Origin of the sequence: Chloracidobacterium sp., assembly GCA_016716305.1 — a bacterium.
Lineage (GTDB): Bacteria > Acidobacteriota > Blastocatellia > Pyrinomonadales > Pyrinomonadaceae > OLB17.
This window is the reverse complement of record JADJWP010000002.1, coordinates 78,947-96,606: the sequence shown is the minus strand read 5'-3', so window position 1 is coordinate 96,606 and position 17,660 is coordinate 78,947. Positions and strand designations below refer to the sequence as shown.

13 protein-coding genes are annotated in these 17,660 nt (G+C 47.8%); 11 read left to right on the top strand and 2 right to left on the bottom strand.

Annotated features, from left to right (window positions below; genetic code table 11):
• Positions 1-10 precede the first annotated feature (10 nt).
• Together IPM28_02305 and IPM28_02300 are read right to left on the bottom strand one after the other, a co-directional pair.
• Positions 11-775: a class I SAM-dependent methyltransferase gene (locus IPM28_02305; GenBank protein ID MBK9171823.1), complete on the bottom strand. Its 765-nt coding sequence runs from the start codon at positions 773-775 to the stop codon at positions 11-13.
• A gap of 202 nt (positions 776-977) precedes the next feature.
• Positions 978-3,425 carry a VCBS repeat-containing protein gene (locus IPM28_02300; protein ID MBK9171822.1) on the bottom strand — a complete coding sequence of 816 codons (2,448 nt, stop codon included), beginning with the start codon at positions 3,423-3,425 and terminating at the stop codon, positions 978-980.
• 774 nt (positions 3,426-4,199) lie between these two features.
• Here IPM28_02300 and wecB point away from each other — a divergent pair.
• From wecB to IPM28_02245, 11 genes are all read left to right on the top strand, one after another.
• Positions 4,200-5,351: a UDP-N-acetylglucosamine 2-epimerase (non-hydrolyzing) gene (gene wecB / locus IPM28_02295; GenBank protein MBK9171821.1), complete on the top strand. Its 1,152-nt coding sequence runs from the start codon at positions 4,200-4,202 to the stop codon at positions 5,349-5,351.
• A gap of 16 nt (positions 5,352-5,367) precedes the next feature.
• Positions 5,368-7,092: a DUF3473 domain-containing protein gene (locus IPM28_02290; GenBank protein ID MBK9171820.1), complete on the top strand. Its 1,725-nt coding sequence runs from the start codon at positions 5,368-5,370 to the stop codon at positions 7,090-7,092.
• Complete coding sequence (locus IPM28_02285) at positions 7,092-8,381, top strand: DegT/DnrJ/EryC1/StrS family aminotransferase (protein MBK9171819.1); 1,290 nt, start codon at positions 7,092-7,094, stop codon at positions 8,379-8,381. Before IPM28_02290 ends, IPM28_02285 begins: the two co-directional genes overlap by 1 nt.
• A 171-nt stretch (positions 8,382-8,552) precedes the next feature.
• Positions 8,553-9,647 (top strand): Gfo/Idh/MocA family oxidoreductase, encoded by a 1,095-nt coding sequence (locus IPM28_02280; protein MBK9171818.1) that lies wholly within the window; start codon positions 8,553-8,555, stop codon positions 9,645-9,647.
• Positions 9,648-9,666: 19 nt separating this feature from the next.
• A complete protein-coding gene (locus IPM28_02275; GenBank protein MBK9171817.1) occupies positions 9,667-10,278 on the top strand; it encodes an N-acetyltransferase in 612 nt (203 codons plus the stop codon).
• Positions 10,268-11,596, top strand: coding sequence for an NAD(P)/FAD-dependent oxidoreductase (locus tag IPM28_02270; GenBank protein ID MBK9171816.1), 1,329 nt, complete (start codon positions 10,268-10,270; stop codon positions 11,594-11,596). Before IPM28_02275 ends, IPM28_02270 begins: the two co-directional genes overlap by 11 nt.
• A 37-nt stretch (positions 11,597-11,633) precedes the next feature.
• Positions 11,634-12,641 carry a polysaccharide deacetylase family protein gene (locus IPM28_02265; protein MBK9171815.1) on the top strand — a complete coding sequence of 336 codons (1,008 nt, stop codon included), beginning with the start codon at positions 11,634-11,636 and terminating at the stop codon, positions 12,639-12,641.
• A 68-nt stretch (positions 12,642-12,709) separates the two neighbouring features.
• Positions 12,710-14,299 (top strand): hypothetical protein, encoded by a 1,590-nt coding sequence (locus tag IPM28_02260; GenBank protein MBK9171814.1) that lies wholly within the window; start codon positions 12,710-12,712, stop codon positions 14,297-14,299.
• A 128-nt stretch (positions 14,300-14,427) separates the two neighbouring features.
• Positions 14,428-15,132, top strand: coding sequence for a class I SAM-dependent methyltransferase (locus IPM28_02255; GenBank protein MBK9171813.1), 705 nt, complete (start codon positions 14,428-14,430; stop codon positions 15,130-15,132).
• A 633-nt stretch (positions 15,133-15,765) separates the two neighbouring features.
• The gene (locus IPM28_02250; protein ID MBK9171812.1) at positions 15,766-16,140 is read left to right on the top strand and encodes a hypothetical protein; all 375 of its coding nucleotides are present in this window, start codon (positions 15,766-15,768) and stop codon (positions 16,138-16,140) included.
• A 19-nt stretch (positions 16,141-16,159) separates the two neighbouring features.
• Positions 16,160-17,659, top strand: a complete 1,500-nt coding sequence (locus tag IPM28_02245) for an NAD(P)/FAD-dependent oxidoreductase (protein ID MBK9171811.1) — start codon at positions 16,160-16,162, stop codon at positions 17,657-17,659.
• Position 17,660 lies beyond the last annotated feature (1 nt).

Sequence of the window (17,660 nt, the reverse complement as noted above, 5' to 3'; positions counted from 1 at the left end):
ATTTCGACATTCAACCCGTCGCATCGGCAGAAGTTTTCTTGAAAATTAAATATGGTGTCTGCGGGTTCGTATCAGGCATCTCACCAATTTTTCTTAGTCCATAGCGCTCACATGTCGAAACAACGTATTTGGCAGTCTCATAGACTTCACCGCCCGCAGTCAGACGCCCCTGTGGTTGGCGGCCTGTGATATGAAAGAACATGCCGGCGTAAAGAACGCGGATGGCGTGTACAGACGAAAGGAGATTCCCCTTAATTAAACCGTTCCTAAATTTCCACCAGTAGTAGGCAGGTGTCTGAAACATCAAAAAAAGCCGCCCGCCCTTCGACAAGACGCGACTAAACTCAGAAAGTGCACGTTCATTATCCATGAACATGATCGCACCGCGACAGATTACGACGTCAACTGATCCGTCCTTCAAAGGCAACGCGTCCCCGCTGCCTCGAACAAATGCAACCCGACCGTCTCGATTCCGCTCTTTGTACATGCGACGTCCAACCTGGCCAGTTTCGGGAACATAGTCAAGTCCGAAACCGACCGCCCCCTTATCGATAAACGGAAGCATTTCTTGGCCGCTGCCGCAACCGACATCCAATACACTTCGAACCGTTAGATCTGCCGTTGCTGCTAAAAACGCACCGTACCTATCGCCGTTTGTCTGAAACAACTCCCATTCTCGCGAGACGTACGAATTGTAACCGTCGAATTTGTATTTGTTGAAGCTTTGGAAATCCTCGGCTTTTTTTGAGACGTTGCCCTGCTTGGGTTCTGACATCCTTTCTACCCCAATACCCGCACCGAGTTCTAATCAATGCGGAATGACTATCAAATCACTGAATGCGACCTGCGTCAACACAGAGGGTTAGATACGACTATTGTTGAATGAGTTCCTGAGATGTCTAGTGAAAATTGTCGAAGTCAGATGGAAAGTAGCGGTAAGACGTTCAACGAGTACCCTGAGATTATCAGTAGATCGACTATCGAACGAATGCAGCAAATGTCGGCTGATCACCATCCATACCGTAATGGTACGCGGCAAATCCCTCGCTGCTTTTCTGAAGATACCAAACCCCATTCGATCGGCGGAAGACCGCTACGTCTGATTTTCCATCGCCGTCGAAATCTCCAGGTGCTGGCAAATCATCGGCCCATCCGAATGGAAACGCAGAAAATTGACCGTTTGATGAATTAAGCCGATACCATGTCCCGTTTGAAGGCCTAAACACTGAAATATCGGTAACACCGTCACCGTCAAAATCCGCCGGAACGATCACGTCGTCTGAAAGGCCAAAGCGAAGAGCAATAAATCCTTGCGTTGAACGCTGAATGTACCAGGTCCCTGTCGAAGGGCGATATACTGCGAGGTCTGCCATCGCGTCTCCGTCATAATCACCAACAGCGGTTCTATCATCTGAAAGGCCAAACGGTGACGCAAAAAATGACCCGTCTGAACTTTTGAGCCCGTACCAAGTTCCGTTTAAGGGTCGCCAGACCGCAATATCATCCTTGCCGTCGCCGTCATAATCCGCAGGAACAGGGACATCGCCATTGGATCCGAAATAACGCACATCGACAGAACCCGTCGAACTCATAAGTACGTACCAGAGCTTTTCCTGTGGACGGAATACCGCGACGTCAACTTTACCGTCTCCGTCAAAGTCGGCAGGAGCGATCTTATCTTGCGAAAGTCCGAATCTGATCGCAGAATCGCCATCCGTGCTCCGATTTATGTACCATACGGCATCAGACGGTCGAAATACGGACAAATCTGAACGACCATCGCCATCAAAATCGCTTCGGACGCTCGCCCCAACACAGTTGCTTCTTTGTCCTGTCGGGACACATGCAACCCTGCGGTTCAGTCCTGGAATGTCCGCCCCGATATCTTTGCCATCCGTCCCAGTCCCTCGAAAGGGCGAGTTTGGTCTCAACGAATAATCACCACCCGCAAAATTCTGAAACCCAAAAGCGGAAACGCTTGAAACGTAGGACGATGTTGCCGGATACCCAGATGAACTCCGCTGTAGAACGTTCTTGTTGAAGGTGTATGAATCGGCAGCCCCGGCTATCGCTGAAGTTCCTGCGGTGCCGTCACGAGCGAGGCGACCGATGTCGCCACCGTTACCGGCAACAATATTGTTATTGACCGTCAGACCGCTCAAGAAAGTAGATCCTTGAAAGTCGATAAACCGATTGCCGGCCGAACTGCCCAAATGGATGAATGTATTGTGATCGATAACGAAATTCTGACCGACTTGCGATCCACCCTTGCTCGGCAACAATGCCCAGCCCGAACCCCCCATTGAATCGCCATTGATCAAAACAAGATTGTTACTGATCTCGATATTCCGCTGAACCCGGCTTGAAAACGTATAGTCTTCGACTAAGAACGATATTCCATTAGCAACATTCTTCACGATGTTGTATCTGAAAACCACATCCTCTACGACGGACCATGGTGCAGACCCGTCTTGGTTGCGAAGACTAAAGTGAATTCCGCGGCCATCTTGCGCCTCGGCCCAACTATTTTCAAAGACATTATTCTGCACAATTACCTGGCGTGCGTTTTTCAGTTCAAAGAGGTTTTTGACCTGCCAGCTCGGGTTTCGTCCTCGCCAAGATAATGGCTTGAAAAAATAATTGTGCTCGATTGTTATATCGGTCGGCACGAGATTCGGGATACCTGGATCCACACCACCGAACATTACGTTTTCCGATCCCGCTTCCAGATAGTTGTTAGAAATTAGGTACCCTCCAGGTCCGTTCCATCCAGCAATCGCCTGCGAATCTGCTCCTGTCTCGTGAAATTCCGAAAAATAACTGTCTATTATTTTCGTGTCTTTGGAGTTGAGGACTACCCCTCGTCGGGTGGCTGACGTTGCAGTTCCGTGAACGTAGCAACGGTCGATTATGATATCGTGCGGGGTCTTCGATAGCGCGTTCTGCCCAGGGCTTTCCAACGTAATCAAATTACTTACCTGACCTGAATCGCTCTGTCGCGTGATCTCGAGACCGATCAGTTTATAGAAGCCAGTTGGATTGGATCCGGAGAGCTCGGTCCTGAATACCGGACTATTACTGGACGTCTGAATCCTCGGCATATTTGAAGCGTTTGACGGTCCGACCCGATTACCAGCAGCAGGCAGCGATGCCAACGCCGAACTTTGAATAGTGATGTACCCGGTTCCCGTCGATTTATATTTCAAAACGATATTCTCGGTATAGGTTCTGCCGGCTTCAACCACGATCGTGTCGCCGCGATTCGCAGCGTTGATCGCAGATTGAATCGTTGGAAATTGTGTGCTTGGAACATTTAGAATCGCAGCTTCTGCTGGAACTTGAAAAGCGCTGAAACACGACAAAGTAATCAATGCATTGAAGAGGATTACGAAAACCCTGGATCGGATCGATTTGAGTGAACGCATACAGAATCTCCTCGCTTTCAACGATTCCCCCTTTTCAATATCTGGGGAATAATCAAAATAGAACACGGCAATAGTTTGCAGTTATCGAAAAGGTGCAAATGTGGCTTTTCAAGCCTCTACCATTTTTCTTTGAGCCCGAATTAAGTCACGATACTGCGGGCGGATTTCCCTAATTGGTGGAGCCCGATTAGTGGAAACTGACATTCGATCTTTTCAAGACCGGGATAAATGATCGATATTGATCGAATCTCGATTCTTCGAAGATCAAATAAACGTTAACTATAAGCAGTGGTTTTTCGATCAATTTGACCGATACGCCGGCATGAGTTGTTTTACTCGAGTGGGGGTTATTTGGGCTTGTATTAGACAACCCGTTGTTTGCAAAGTTACGTTTAACAAGTGTTAACGCTATTTAACATAAAAATGCAATCGGTTGGCTGTTCCAGAAACTGTGGGGGTTTCAGGGCTTGGGGTAAGAGAATTTTCATCTTTTTGAACGATTAAGTCAAATTGACCGTTTTTCTCGCCGATGGAGCAAACCAAATAACGTCAGTTTTGGTGCTGCTTTTGGACCACAATTCGGAAAAACCCAAAAAAAGAGGTGTCGAATGTCGTCCTCAAACCAATTTATGCCTGCATACGTAATTCTGAAGACCGCGATTGATTGGACGTGTTGGCTCTTATCCTCGGTTTTGTGGTTTACACCGCATCAAACCTTCCGGGATTTGTCGCATTCCCTTTACTGATGTTACATGTTAGAAGTTGCAAATTCGCATGATTGTTCATCAACCGAAGATATTGGTACTTTTTGGGACCCGGCCCGAGGCGATCAAGCTTGCGCCGGTCATCAAAGAACTGGAGAAGCAGTCCATCGAAACTGTTGTCGTTTCGTCAAGCCAGCACGGGCATTTAATTCAGCCATTCTTGGATCTTTTTGGGGTTGTGGTTGATCATGACCTCCGCGTTATGCGCGAGAAACAGAGCCTAAATGATGTCTGCTTTCGTGTGATCGAACGGTTAGACAAATTGCTGCAAGCCGAATCACCCGATGTGATCGTCGTCCAAGGCGATACCACCACCGCTCTTGCCGGCGCAATTGCCGCGTTCAATAGAAACATTGCGATCGGCCACGTAGAAGCTGGTCTTCGTTCCAGCGATCGTAATAGCCCATTTCCGGAGGAAATGAATCGGCGATTGATATCCGTGCTTGCAACATTTCATTTCGCTGCAACAGAGCAAAATCGCTGTACACTCATTTCCGAAGGAGTCGATCCGGATTCGGTCATTGTAACGGGCAACCCGGTTGTTGATTCCCTAAATTCGGTCGTTGAGAATCTTAGGCCAGGTGAACGGTTCGCCTCCGTTCTAGAAGCGACCCGTGGCCTGAAGCGAATATTGCTCACGACCCATCGACGCGAGAGTTTTGGTGCGGCGATGTCTGCAAATCTACGAGTGCTTAAGGAATTCGTGAAAAAACACGACGATGTATGCCTTCTGTTCCCCGTTCATCCAAATCCGAATGTTAGGTCTGTGACTGAATCGATTCTTGGCGACGCTGAAAGGGTTGTCTTGCTCGAACCGCTGGGCTACTCTGATTTTGTAGCGGCAATGTTGAACTCATGGCTTATCGTGTCTGACTCGGGCGGCGTTCAAGAGGAAGCCCCGAGTCTCGGTAAGCCGCTTTTGGTCCTCCGTCAAAACACAGAACGACCAGAAGCCGTAACGGCTGGAGTCGCCAGACTTGTTGGCGGTGACCCGAAAGAACTCGAGCGTCTACTTCAAGAGAATTATGACGATGATACGTGGATTCGGTCGTTGAGCTCAATTCCAAACCCCTTCGGCGACGGTCTTGCCGCCAAGAGAATTGCTGAATTCTTCAAAAACAACTGGAGAGGAAGAGCTTCCGCAAAAATGAGACGCCGGTAACGTCATATCTACGATAATGAGGTCTCCTGCCCATCCAAAGTGCCACTTATTAACGGTCCTGGTTGAGGATTATTTTCAAGTTGGAGCTTTCGAGAAATTGATCCAGGAACGTAACTGGGCCAATTTTGCAACGCGTTATGAGAACAATACGTTAAAGGCCCTTGATCTCTTAGATCAGTTCGATACGAAAGCGACATTCTTTGTCCTTGGATGGATAGCCGAACAAAACCCGGGCCTGGTTCATGAGATCGCATCGAGAGGGCATGAGATCGCATCTCGTGGCTACTATCATAGGAGTCTAAAGAATTTAACACCCGATGAGTTTCGCGAAGACCTTCGTCGAACTAACCACGCCCTCGAGCTTGCGTCAGGTCAAAAGGTAATTGGATATAGATCGGCAGAGAAACTTGAATTCGGAAGGGACAAATGGGTGCTCGATGAGCTTGCGAGCGAGGGTTTCGTTTATGATGCTTCGTTCATGCCTTCAAGACGTGACGATCGAGTCGATAGGTTTGCGCGTGAAGTGAAGACCGCCGAACAGTCTATATGGGAGTTTCCGTATTCGACTGTTGACCTGGGTATCGGACTTTTGCCGATATCGGGCGGTAATTACATTCGACAAATCCCGTTTTCACTTCTAAAGCACGCGATAACGAATTGGGATCGAAGTTTCAAACAACCGTTCGTCTTTTATTTCCACGTTTGGGAGCTTGATCCTGAGCAACCGCGAATCTCGGCTGCTACCTATCTAAATCGCATTCGTCATTACCGAAAGCTCGATAAAATGGGTTGGGTGATCCGTGAGAATTTACGACGGTATCAGTTTTCCAGTGTTGCCGCCTATCTTGGTATCAACGATCAACCTGTCTTGCCCGAATCGATCCGGTACACAAGTGACGAGAAGTTCGAAATTCGTGATCCGCACCCGTCATCTGACTCTCACTTACCTGTATCGATCGTAATTCCCTGCTACAACGAATGTGAGGCGCTTCCCTATCTTGCTAATACTCTCCGAGGAGTCGAGATGAAACTGTTGGACGCCGGTTATCGTTCCCAATTCCTATTTGTCGATGATGGGAGCACCGATGCGACGTTGGAAAAACTAAATGAACTTTTTGGAACGAAGAAAAATGTACAATTCGTTCGACATGATACAAATATGGGCGTGGCAGCCGCAATATTTACTGGACTGAAATCCTCGGAAACTGAGATTGTGTGTTCTATGGACTGTGATTGCACATATGATCCGCTACATCTTGTGGATATGCTACCACTCTTGGATTCGAGTACAGATATGGTCACGGCATCGCCATACCATCGGGAAGGCGAGGTGAGAAACGTCCCGGGTTGGAGGCTCTTTCTATCAAAAGGAGCCTCGTTCCTTTATCGCAGAACTTTGAACACCAAATTGTTCACTTATACCAGTTGCTTTCGTGTGTATCGGCGAGACTCGGTGATCCAACTTGATATGCAGGAGGGCGGTTTTCTCGGTGTCGCGGAAATGTTGGGTAAACTCGATTTGGCGGGGGGAAAGATCGTTGAGTACCCGGCGACTCTCGAAGTACGACTTTTCGGGGCATCGAAGATGAAAACGGCGAAGACGATCTTCGGTCATCTGAGACTTTTATCACGGCTGGGAAGGTTGAGATTCTTTGGGAAAACGCATCAAATTAAACCTTCTTTGCCAAGAGACACGGTAAAAACCGAATCTAAAGAAAGGGAAAGAAACATAGAACGTTAATGTCAACATCATCACAATCTGAAGCCGTCGTTAAACTCCCATCGGATCAAGATGCCACAGGCAGAAGCTTTGGAAGCGAAGAACTCGCTGCTCTCAAAGAGGTCATTGATTCAGGGGTGTTGATCACTACAAAAGGAAAATTCGGCCGAATGCTTGAAAGAGCCTTTGCCGAAAAAATGGGTGTGAAACATGCCTTTGCCTGTAATTCGGGTTCGGCGGCTGTCCACACAGCGATCGCCGCGATCAACCCAAATCCGGGTGACGAAATAGTCACGACTTCGATCACCGATATGGGAGCTTTGACTCCGATAATTTTTCAAGGAGCGGTTCCCGTTTTTGCAGATGTATGCCCAAAGACCTTAAACGTGACCGCGCAGACGATCGAGTCTGCATTGAGCGAGAGGACAAAAGCGATAATAGTTACACATCTCTTTGGTAATCCGTGCCGGATGAAAGAGATCATGGAACTCGCCGATTCTCGCGGCATCTCGGTAATCGAGGACGCAGCACAGAGTTTCCTTGCAACAGTGAACGGACGAAAGGCAGGCACTATCGGTAAAGTCGGTGCATTTTCATTTCAACAGGGCAAGCAAATGACCACGGGCGAAGGTGGGATGGTGGTCACTGATGACGACGAGATAGCTCGCCGTATGTTCCTCTTTATCAACAAAGCCTGGGGTTACGGTGACGACAACCCGGACCATTATTTTATCGCTCTCAACTACCGAATGACGGAACTTCAAGCTGCTCTTGCTTTTGAACAACTCAAGAAGCTCGATAATTCGGTTAAGCAACGCCAGGAGATGGCTTCGCTGTTGGACGCGCTCATTGACGACATCGACGGAATTGAGAGTTACAAACCTGCGTCGGATTCGACAATGACTTATTGGAAGTACTGCCTTCGCGTCGACGACACAAAGATCCAAGATGGTTCTGTCGGACTCGCAAAGGCTCTGAAGGCATACGACGTGGCTTCGGCTCCGAGATACGTTGTTAAGCCCGCCTTCAAGTGTCAGGTATTTCGAGACCAAAATACCTTTGGGGATAGTCATTACCCGTTCAATCTGGCGAGGCCGGAAGCGGTGGATTATTCGGATGACAAGTTTCCCGGAACTTTCAAGGGCCTGCACGACGTACTCGTGCTCCCGATTAACGAAAGATACAATGAGGAACATGTTCATTTCCTAGCCGACTCGATCAGAGAGGCCGTTGCCTCGGTCAGAATCGAAAGTGTGTCTCAAGGAAGGGGTGAATGTGTGGTTTGTGCTGGAAATCGGTGTCTCAATTAACCAATTCGCGGCCATCTGACAAGATTTTGGCTGATCGCCTATTTTTCACACACGTCGACCTGCGAAGAGTTACACCTGGGTCGTCGTTTCGGCGCGGCTGTTTGGTTTGAACATCACTTTTTCGTGAAAACGCGTTTATTTGGTTTGCTGAGACCTTAACAAGAACTAGATATGAGTAAATTACGATTCGGACTTATAGGTACTGGCGGCATTGCCCAAACCTATTCTCAGGCGTTCGTGGCAAGCGAATGCTGTTCGTTAGTCGCGGTTGCAGACCTTCGCAAAGAATCGGCCGATGCTTTTGCTGAACCATTCGGAGCATTGTCATTTGGCGATTACAAAGAACTCGCTGAAAAAGCTGAGATCGATGCAGTGATCATAGCAACTCCGCCAGTATCCCACCCGGAGATCGCTGAATATTTTATGGAGCGTGGCGTCCATGTGCTATGTGAAAAGCCATTGTGTCTGACTATCGCTGATGCGGAACGCATGATCGCAACCGCTGATCGATGCGGGACGGTCTTTACAATGGCTTCGAAGTTCCGCTACGTCGAAGATGTGATAAAGGCCAAGTCATTAGTTGCCTCGGGCATTCTCGGCGATATTGTTCAATTCGACAATTCCTTTACTGCCAAAGTGGACATGTCGAAAAGATGGAACGCTGATAAATCGATCTCTGGCGGCGGGGTCTTAATGGACAACGGCACCCACTCGGTCGATATTATTCGCTATTTCCTTGGACCGGTCACCGAAGTTCTAGCAGTCGAATCCGGCGGCACTCAAGGCCTATCTGTTGACGAAAACGTCCGCCTAATGGCAAAAACAGAAAACGGGATCGTTGCAACTGTTGATCTTACTTGGGGGATAAGTAAAGAATTACCTTATTTTATAAGCATCTACGGCACAAATGGCACAATCCACATCGGTTGGCGCGAATCAAAATATCGGCTTAATTCATCGCCTGACTGGATCGTTTTTGGTAAGGGCTATGACAAAGTGCAGGCATTCAGGTCTAAGATCGAGAATTTCCGGAACGCGATCAAAGAAAAAGAGGAACTACTGATCGATCAGGACGCTGCCCTCGCATCGGTTAAAGTGATCGATGCGGCTTACAGGTCATTATCCGCAAATCATTGGCAGTCCGTGACCGAGAAAAGTGGGGCTGTTGGAAGTGGTGGAAAGAGTAAGGTTGCCGGCTGGGTAACGGTACTCTCGGCCGTCACAGCCAACGATTCAATTCAGTCACTTGCCGCGGTCGTTATTTGATCCTCAGCCGGTGATTCAGATTATGGTTAGGATACACCCGACAGCGATAATCGAAGAAGACGTCGTACTTGGCGAAGGTTCAAGCATTTGGGACAATGTGCACATCCGACACGGTGCAAGGATCGGCGACGAGTGTATCGTTGGTGAAAAGTCGTACATCGCATATGACGTTCAAATTGGTAATCGCGTAAAAATTAACGCGATGGTTTATATCTGTGCCGCCGTTACCATCGAGGATGGCGTGATGATATCGGCCTCAACGACATTTACAAACGACCGTTTTCCCAGAGCTACCTTTCCGGATTTGAAATCACTTCGGCCTAGTGAACCCGATGAACACACGCTCCCGACCATTGTTCGTGAAGGTGCAACGATCGGGGCGGGTTGTATTATCGGGAACGATCTTGAGATCGGTCGTTGGTCGATGGTCGGTATGGGCTCGGTAGTCACAAAGAACGTTCCTGATTTTCATTTGGTGATCGGCAGCCCAGCTCGTTCGATCGGAGCTGTTTGCAAATGCGGTCTACTCTTCCATCGATTCCCTGGACCCGAACTGCCAGAATACGCCTGCGAGTGCGGTTTGAAATACATGATCCACGGGACGAGTGTGTCTTCCGCAGATGACATTTGAAAGATCAAGTCGATCTCTAATGGGCCAGAACATAGCAATTGTAGGCGGCGGATTTCTCGGTCTGACGATTGCTCTCCGTTGTGCACAGCGAGGCAACACTGTAACGATCTTTGAATCCGCATCCGAGATCGGTGGGCTTGCTTCAGCATGGCAGATCGGCGGCGTTACCTGGGACAAGCATTACCACGTAACGCTGTTGTCCGACCAGTACACACGTCGAATCGTCGAAGAACTCGGTCTGGGCGAAGAATTCCGTTGGGTTGAAACGAAGACTGGATTCTATACCGACGGAAAGCTGCACTCGATGTCGAACACTTTAGAATTCCTCCGCTTCCCGCCTCTCGACATCCTGAGCAAACTTCGTCTTGGCGCCACTATCTTCTATGCTTCAAGGTTGAAGAACTGGCGAACTCTTGAGAGGATTCCGGTTGAAGATTGGCTTACTGGTCTTTCGGGCAGAAAAACCTTCGAGAAAATGTGGCTTCCGCTGCTGCGTGCAAAGCTTGGGGATGCGTATAAACAAACCTCTGCGGCCTTTATTTGGGCGACCATTCAACGCATGTATGCCGCCAGGAATTCAGGTCTCAAGAAAGAGATGTTCGGGTACGTCCGGGGCGGTTATGCGAGGGTCCTCAAACGCTTTGGCGAAGAACTGGTTCAGTTGGGTGTTAAGATGGTCTTAAACAGCAAGGTCGAGGCCGTTGAAGCGACCCAGAGCGACGGCGTCCGCATTGAATGTAAAGGAACATTCCAGGACTTCGATAAGGCCGTGCTTACGTGTCCACCAAAGGTTGCAGCGAAATTGTTGCCGCAATTGACCGCCGAAGAGCGTTTGGCTTATGAGGCGATACGATATCAGGGAATCATCTGCGTCTCAGTGCTGCTGAAACAACCGATCTCGGATTTCTACGTAACGAACATCACCGATGACACGCCATTCACGGGAATAATAGAAATGTCGGCATTGGTAGACAAAAGCGAATTTGGCGGTAACTCGCTAGTCTATCTGCCGAAGTACGTGGAATCTGACGATCCAATATTCGATGTTGCTGATGATAAAGTAGTTGAGAACTTTCTGACTGGTTTTGCGGCAATGTATGCGAATTTCAGACGAGAGGATGTTGTCGATCTTAGGATCTCGAGGGTCCGAGAGGTATTCCCTCTACCGGTGTTAAATTATTCGGCCGGGATCCCGAATACATCGGTATCGATCCCAAATGTGTTCGTGCTTAATTCGTCGCACATCACGAATGGTACCTTAAACGTAAACGAAACCATTCAACTCGCAGAGGACTTTTCAATGGCGGAGTACATTTGAACTTATTATCAAGATCTTTGAACTAGACAAACGCATTATGTCAAAACCAACCAACAAACCCATCGCGAGCCTTTCGTTGGACCTTGATAACAAATGGTCCTACATGAAGACGCATGGCGATAGTGGTTGGGAAAGTTTCCCCTCGTACCTGGATATCGTTGTACCGCGGGTTCTGAGATTTCTGAAGGAACGCGATCTTAGTATAACTTTCTTCATTGTTGGACAGGACGCAGCCCTTGAAAAGAACCACGAAGTACTGTCACAGATCCCAAAGGCCGGCCACGAAGTCGGAAACCACTCGTTCAATCACGAACCGTGGCTCCATCTCTATTCCCGCGATGAGCTTGACGAGGAGTTTATTCGCTCCGAGGCTGCAATAGCTGAAGCCACAGGTGAAATGCCAAAAGGCTTCCGGGGCCCGGGCTTTAGTCTCTCGCCTACCGTGTTAGAGGTGCTAACTGAGCGTGGTTACGACTACGATTGCTCGACTTTTCCAACGTTCATAGCTCCGTTGGCTCGGGCATATTACTTTTTCAATGCTGTCGAAATGTCCGAAAAGGAAAAGGAAAAGCGAAAACTCCTTTTCGGCAAGTTTTCAGATGGCTTTGCTCCTCTAAAACCGTACCGGCTGATCGTGAACCAACGGTCGATCATCGAAATTCCGGTAACGACGCTACCGATCGCTAAGACGCCGATTCATTTGAGTTATATAATATACCTTTCAACTTTCTCTAAATCGGTTGCTTTGGCGTATTGGAAAACCGCGATACGCCTCTGCAAAGCAAAAGGCATTCAACCATCTATATTGTTGCATCCTCTCGATTTCATGACCGCCGACGACGCGCCTGAGCTGTCATTTTTCCCGGGGATGAGACTTAGCATCGAAAACAAGATCGAGCTTGTAAGCGAGACGATAGGGGCACTTTCCCGCCACTTCGATATAGTCTCGATGGCCGACTTTGTAGGCACGCTTGAGCAGCAAACGCTTCCGGTGCGGGAAAACGTGTCAGGCAATGAACTCTTTGCCTCAACCGCTCAAGGATAAATGGGGCATCACGAGTCCCGCTAAGATAGCGCAGGTCATCTTCACCGAAGGTGATATTCGATCGGGCAATGCAGGTTAAAAAGCTTCAGTTACTTTTTTTGGTCCTATCGATATCCACTGTAGCCGTCTTGGGAGTTTTGCGGCTCTCGGAGACGTACACGGGCGACCAGGCTTTGTTCACGGTGTATGCATCGCAGATTCTCGATGGTGCAGTACTCTACCGGGACGTCTGGGACGTCAAACAGCCTGGAATCTTTCTTTTTTATCTCGTTGGCGGTTTCTTATTCGGTTTCAACGAGATCGGCATACATCTTTTCGAACTCATCAACTGGCTACTGTTCTCCATACTCTTATCTGTACTTTTGAATGATTATTTCAGAGCTTCATGGCTGGTGAGTTTCGCTCCGCTTTTCACCGTCGGGTACTACTACGTTGTTGCAGGAAGCCAGCAGTTGACTCAGGTCGAGGGCCTTGTCGGTCTGCCGTTATTCCTTTCATTCGCGTTGCTAATTCGTTTCCGAGAAACCACAAACACCCGTTGGTGGCATTTGGTTTGCGCAGTTAGCGGTTTATCGATCGCATCTGTGATTTTCCTAAAGCTTGCTTATTTGCCGATTGCAGGAATCTCGATCTTGCTTTGTTTCTTTTGGATCAGAACTGTGCAGAAGAAGAAGGAAGTGCGTGGGAGATCATACGCAGGTCTGACTATATCGGCAATTGCGATTATCACACCGATCGTTGCGATCGTTATATATTTTTATTTCAATAGCGCATTAGACGAGTTTGTTTATGCGACATTCAAGTATCCGTCCGAGGCGATCAGCCTTCATGGCGGATGGGATCGCTTGCCTACACTGAAATCGAGCGTGCGTTGGTTCGGAATCGCGTTCCTGCCATTGATTCTCTTGACCGTGCTCTTTTTCTTGCTGGCTTTGTCAAGATCTATTCAGAGATTCCGCCGCGGCGATTGGCCGTCGGACGTTGAGCGATCCGAATGGATCATCTCGTTGTGCTTGATGTCCTGGCTTTTTGTCGGGCTAGGGCTGGTACTCCTGCAGGCGACTTCATGGTGGGCATATCACTTCATACTGTTTTTTATTCCTTTAGGTATCCTAGCTCTAAAGGGTGTCGACGAACTTCTTGAGTTCCTTTCATCGTTCCTTACGGCCGGCTCATTACGGCCTCTATCATTTTTGTTCGGACTCAGTCTGATCACTGGATTTCTCGCAATCTTTTACGCGGAGCGTTTGAAGAATCGTGAAACGAGCGTAAGTTTAGTCAGTCCGTCTCAGATATTTGAGCGAAGGGGCGACAACATTCGAAATTATGCGCGAATTCTCGAGGATCCTTATTTATCTGTACTCTCTTCCGGTGAGCCTGATCAGCTTTTTGTTTGTGGTGATCCTCTTTATTACTATCTCTTTGATGTGCCGGTTTCCTTCAGTTCGAATGGATGGATGCCTGAGTTTTTTGTCGCCAAGCAATGGCTCATTTTTGAAAGCGAGCTGGAAAGGAGCACGCCTTGGTTCCTTGTAATTGATCCGGGGTGCGAGTCAATGATCCGAAACAATGCTCCGGGGGCCTTTGAATTGATAAATGCTCGTTATTCGATTTTGGGTAGGTCTGAACACGCTGTATGGTTCAAACGCAATTCATGAGTAGATTTCATTGTCCGCTTTGCGATTCAATTTCGACCATTCGATTTGTTGTTGCAGACTACCCGATTCTCGACTGCGAAATCTGCGGCCATCGATTTTCTCCATACATATCGGGATCCTCAAACATTATGGATGTTTATGGGGACGAGTATTTTACTGGCGGGGGCGCCGGATACCCTGACTATGCAGCCGAAAGCATTCGATTGGTACGTCGAGGGCGAGGTTATGCGAGAAAACTGAAAACATTCTTAAAAACCGGCCGGTTACTCGATATCGGGGCGGCCAATGGTTCTATTTTGCAGGGATTCATCGAGGAGGGCTGGCGAGGAATCGGACTCGAGCCAAATGCCACGATGGCCGCTTCGGGGAAAGCAGAGTACGGTCTTGATATTCAGACCGGAGACCTCGAATCATTTGATTCCGTGGAAAGATTCGATCTGATTACGATGATCCAAGTTGTGGCCCATTTTCACGACCCAAAAACCGCATTCAAGAATGCAAAACGCATACTCGACCGAAATGGCCATCTATTGATCGAGACTTGGGATCGAGATTCGATCACTGCAAAGGTCCTTGGAAAACACTGGCACGAATATTCACCGCCAAGTGTTCTTCATTGGTTTTCGCGACGATCGTTGAAGGACTTTCTGGGAAATGAGGGATTCGACGAAGTGTATTCAGGCCGAACCCTAAAGTCGATAAGTGGGACTCACGCTAAATCGCTCTTAAAGTATCGCCTCGGTGATCTTCAGTTGCTGCGGTTGATGCCTGATCGGATTTCTTTTCCATACCCATCAGAAGATCTCTTCTGGGCTCTCTATCGAAAACGATGAAGTAATATAGCTGATGCAATTAATCCATATTTACTTGTGATCAAGGGAAATAGTGTTCCGAGTGATCTGCAAATCGGTCTTGATGGCGATGAGTAGTTATCGATGTCGAGAACGCCGTCTTTCGTGATATTGGCACGGTGCATTGAAAGTCGTGACCGTCGTTTGGATAATTGAATGTAAGCAAACTTCTAATGAAGCGTATGGCTTCTCACAAAATATCGCAAAATTTGTTTTTTTTGACGTCATTAGTTGAATAACGGAAATATGCGGACTGAAGACGGTTTTGGCTCATTCGGCTGCACTGCCCTTTTCTGGAAACGCCCATGCCGATGATTTTTCAGTAAGTGCGGTGGAACTCGAAAGAGGAACTCAATCGTTTGAGGTGGGAGAAAAAGGTTATTACAACTGGAATTCATGATGAATTGACCGTGTTCTCGTCAAGTATTGTTGTTTGGGGTATCCGTGTTATGGAGATCCGGACGTAATTATCCGCGACGGCCGATTTTGAACGCGAGTATTATCAATAGATGCTCAGAGATCAAAATCAATTGGTGAACATCCGTTTCTTCGAGCTTGTATGGACATATCAATAAGTAGCGAATTAGGCGCTTAGGCCGCAAAAAGAGGAAAACTATGCCAGATGTGAATATGAAATCGCACCGAACGGAGGACTTGATCGTTCAATCCTTGGCCAAAATTGATGCAACGGCTTTAGGAGTAGCACTCGGCTCACTATTTGGCCTCATGATCTTTTTGGCGACCAACATTTTGGTTTTGAAGGGGGGGGAGCAAATAGGAACCTATCTAGGCCTTCTCGGAAATTTTTTCATCGGCTACGACGTAACACCGATAGGTAGTATCGTCGGCTTAGGCTACGGATTCATTGTTGGATTTGCGATCGGATGGTTGATTGCCTCCGTACGAAACTCTGCTGTGATGACGTACCTCTACTTCTTGAAATTGAAGGCAAAAATGTCTGCTGTAAACGATTATCTCGATCACCCCTAAGAGACCCCAGCTAGATTGAATGGATAGCAATCATAATAATAAGAAGATAGTAATTATTGGTGCCGGCCCTGCAGGTCTCACAGCTGCCTATCAACTTTGTAAGGAAGGTGTTGAGTCCGTAGTTTTGGAAAAGGACGACGTTGTCGGCGGGATTTCACGTACTGTCAATTATAAAGGCTACCTTTTCGACATTGGGGGCCATCGTTTTTTTACGAAGGTTAAGGCTGTCGATGAAATGTGGCGTGAGGTTCTCGGCAAGGAGCGTTTTTTGCGTCGATCAAGACTATCGCGCATTTATTATAATAAAAAGTTCTTTCATTATCCGTTAAAAGCAACTAATGCTCTATTCGGTTTAGGAATATGGAATTGTTTTTTGATGGTCTTCAGCTATCTGAAAGCGCAGACGTTCCCAATAAAGCCCGAACGATCATTTGAGGACTGGATCTGTAATCGGTTTGGATATCGGCTGTATAATACCTTTTTCAAAACCTACACCGAAAAGGTGTGGGGAATGCCGTGTAATGAGATCTCGGCGGACTGGGCGGCTCAGCGAATCAAGGGCCTGTCGCTTTTTGCAACGATAAAAAATGCACTGTTGGCAAGCCAGGTTAAGCAGAAAGGCGATGTGATCAAGACTTTGATCGACGCATTTGATTACCCCGAAAAGGGACCCGGAATGATGTGGGAAATCGTCGCGGCGGATATTCAAGAGCGTGGCAGCGAACTTAAGATGAATTCGAGTGTCGAGAAAATCATGTGGACACCCGGAAGGGTTCGATCAGTAGAGATAAAGAATAACGAAAATAAAGAGTCGGTAGAAGGCACGCATTTCATCAGCAGCATGCCGATCCAAGAACTGGTTAGGAAACTAGACCCGCCCCCGACAAAGATAGTCCTTGATGCTGCCGACAAGTTAGGTTATCGTGACTTTTTGACCGTTTCACTTATCATCAACAAGGCTGATCTTTTTCAGGACAACTGGATCTACATCCACGACTCGGAAGTGAAGGTCGGAAGGATACAAAACTTCAAGAACTGGAGTCCAAGTATGGTTCCCGACCCAAGCAAGACCTGTTTAGGTCTTGAATACTTCTGTTTCGAGGGCGACGGACTATGGACGATGCCTGACGATGAACTTATCGCCCTCGGCACCAAAGAACTTGGCTTGCTGGGGCTTATCGATACCGCCGATGTTGAAGATGGGGCGGTAGTTCGAATGCCAAAAGCGTACCCTGTGTACGACGGCGTGTATGTTCAGGCCGTGAACACAATTCGGGAGTTTTTGGCAGGACTTCCGAACCTATACCTCGTTGGACGAAACGGAATGCACAAGTACAATAATCAGGATCATTCCATGCTAACCGCTATGCTTTCTGTAAAAAATATTTTAGGGGCAAATTATGACGTTTGGGGAGTAAACGAAGAGCATGAGTATCACGAGGAAATTAAGGATAACGGTGAATCCGATCATTCGAAATTGGCGTCGACTCAGCCTTTGATCCCAACCAAGATTTCATAGA

Bases quoted from the DNA above. Each gene is read 5' to 3' on its own strand.
- IPM28_02245 (MBK9171811.1), top strand. From the start codon at position 16,160: ATGGATAGCAATCATAATAATAAGAAGATAGTAATTATTGGTGCCGGC.
- IPM28_02270 (MBK9171816.1), top strand. From the start codon at position 10,268: ATGACATTTGAAAGATCAAGTCGATCTCTAATGGGCCAGAACATAGCA.
- IPM28_02250 (MBK9171812.1), top strand. From the start codon at position 15,766: ATGCCAGATGTGAATATGAAATCGCACCGAACGGAGGACTTGATCGTT.
- IPM28_02280 (MBK9171818.1), top strand. From the start codon at position 8,553: ATGAGTAAATTACGATTCGGACTTATAGGTACTGGCGGCATTGCCCAA.
- IPM28_02290 (MBK9171820.1), top strand. From the start codon at position 5,368: ATGAGGTCTCCTGCCCATCCAAAGTGCCACTTATTAACGGTCCTGGTT.
- IPM28_02255 (MBK9171813.1), top strand. From the start codon at position 14,428: ATGGATGTTTATGGGGACGAGTATTTTACTGGCGGGGGCGCCGGATAC.
- IPM28_02285 (MBK9171819.1), top strand. From the start codon at position 7,092: ATGTCAACATCATCACAATCTGAAGCCGTCGTTAAACTCCCATCGGAT.
- IPM28_02305 (MBK9171823.1), bottom strand. From the start codon at position 775: ATGTCAGAACCCAAGCAGGGCAACGTCTCAAAAAAAGCCGAGGATTTC.
- IPM28_02265 (MBK9171815.1), top strand. From the start codon at position 11,634: ATGTCAAAACCAACCAACAAACCCATCGCGAGCCTTTCGTTGGACCTT.
- IPM28_02260 (MBK9171814.1), top strand. From the start codon at position 12,710: ATGCAGGTTAAAAAGCTTCAGTTACTTTTTTTGGTCCTATCGATATCC.
- IPM28_02300 (MBK9171822.1), bottom strand. From the start codon at position 3,425: ATGCGTTCACTCAAATCGATCCGATCCAGGGTTTTCGTAATCCTCTTC.
- wecB (MBK9171821.1), top strand. From the start codon at position 4,200: ATGATTGTTCATCAACCGAAGATATTGGTACTTTTTGGGACCCGGCCC.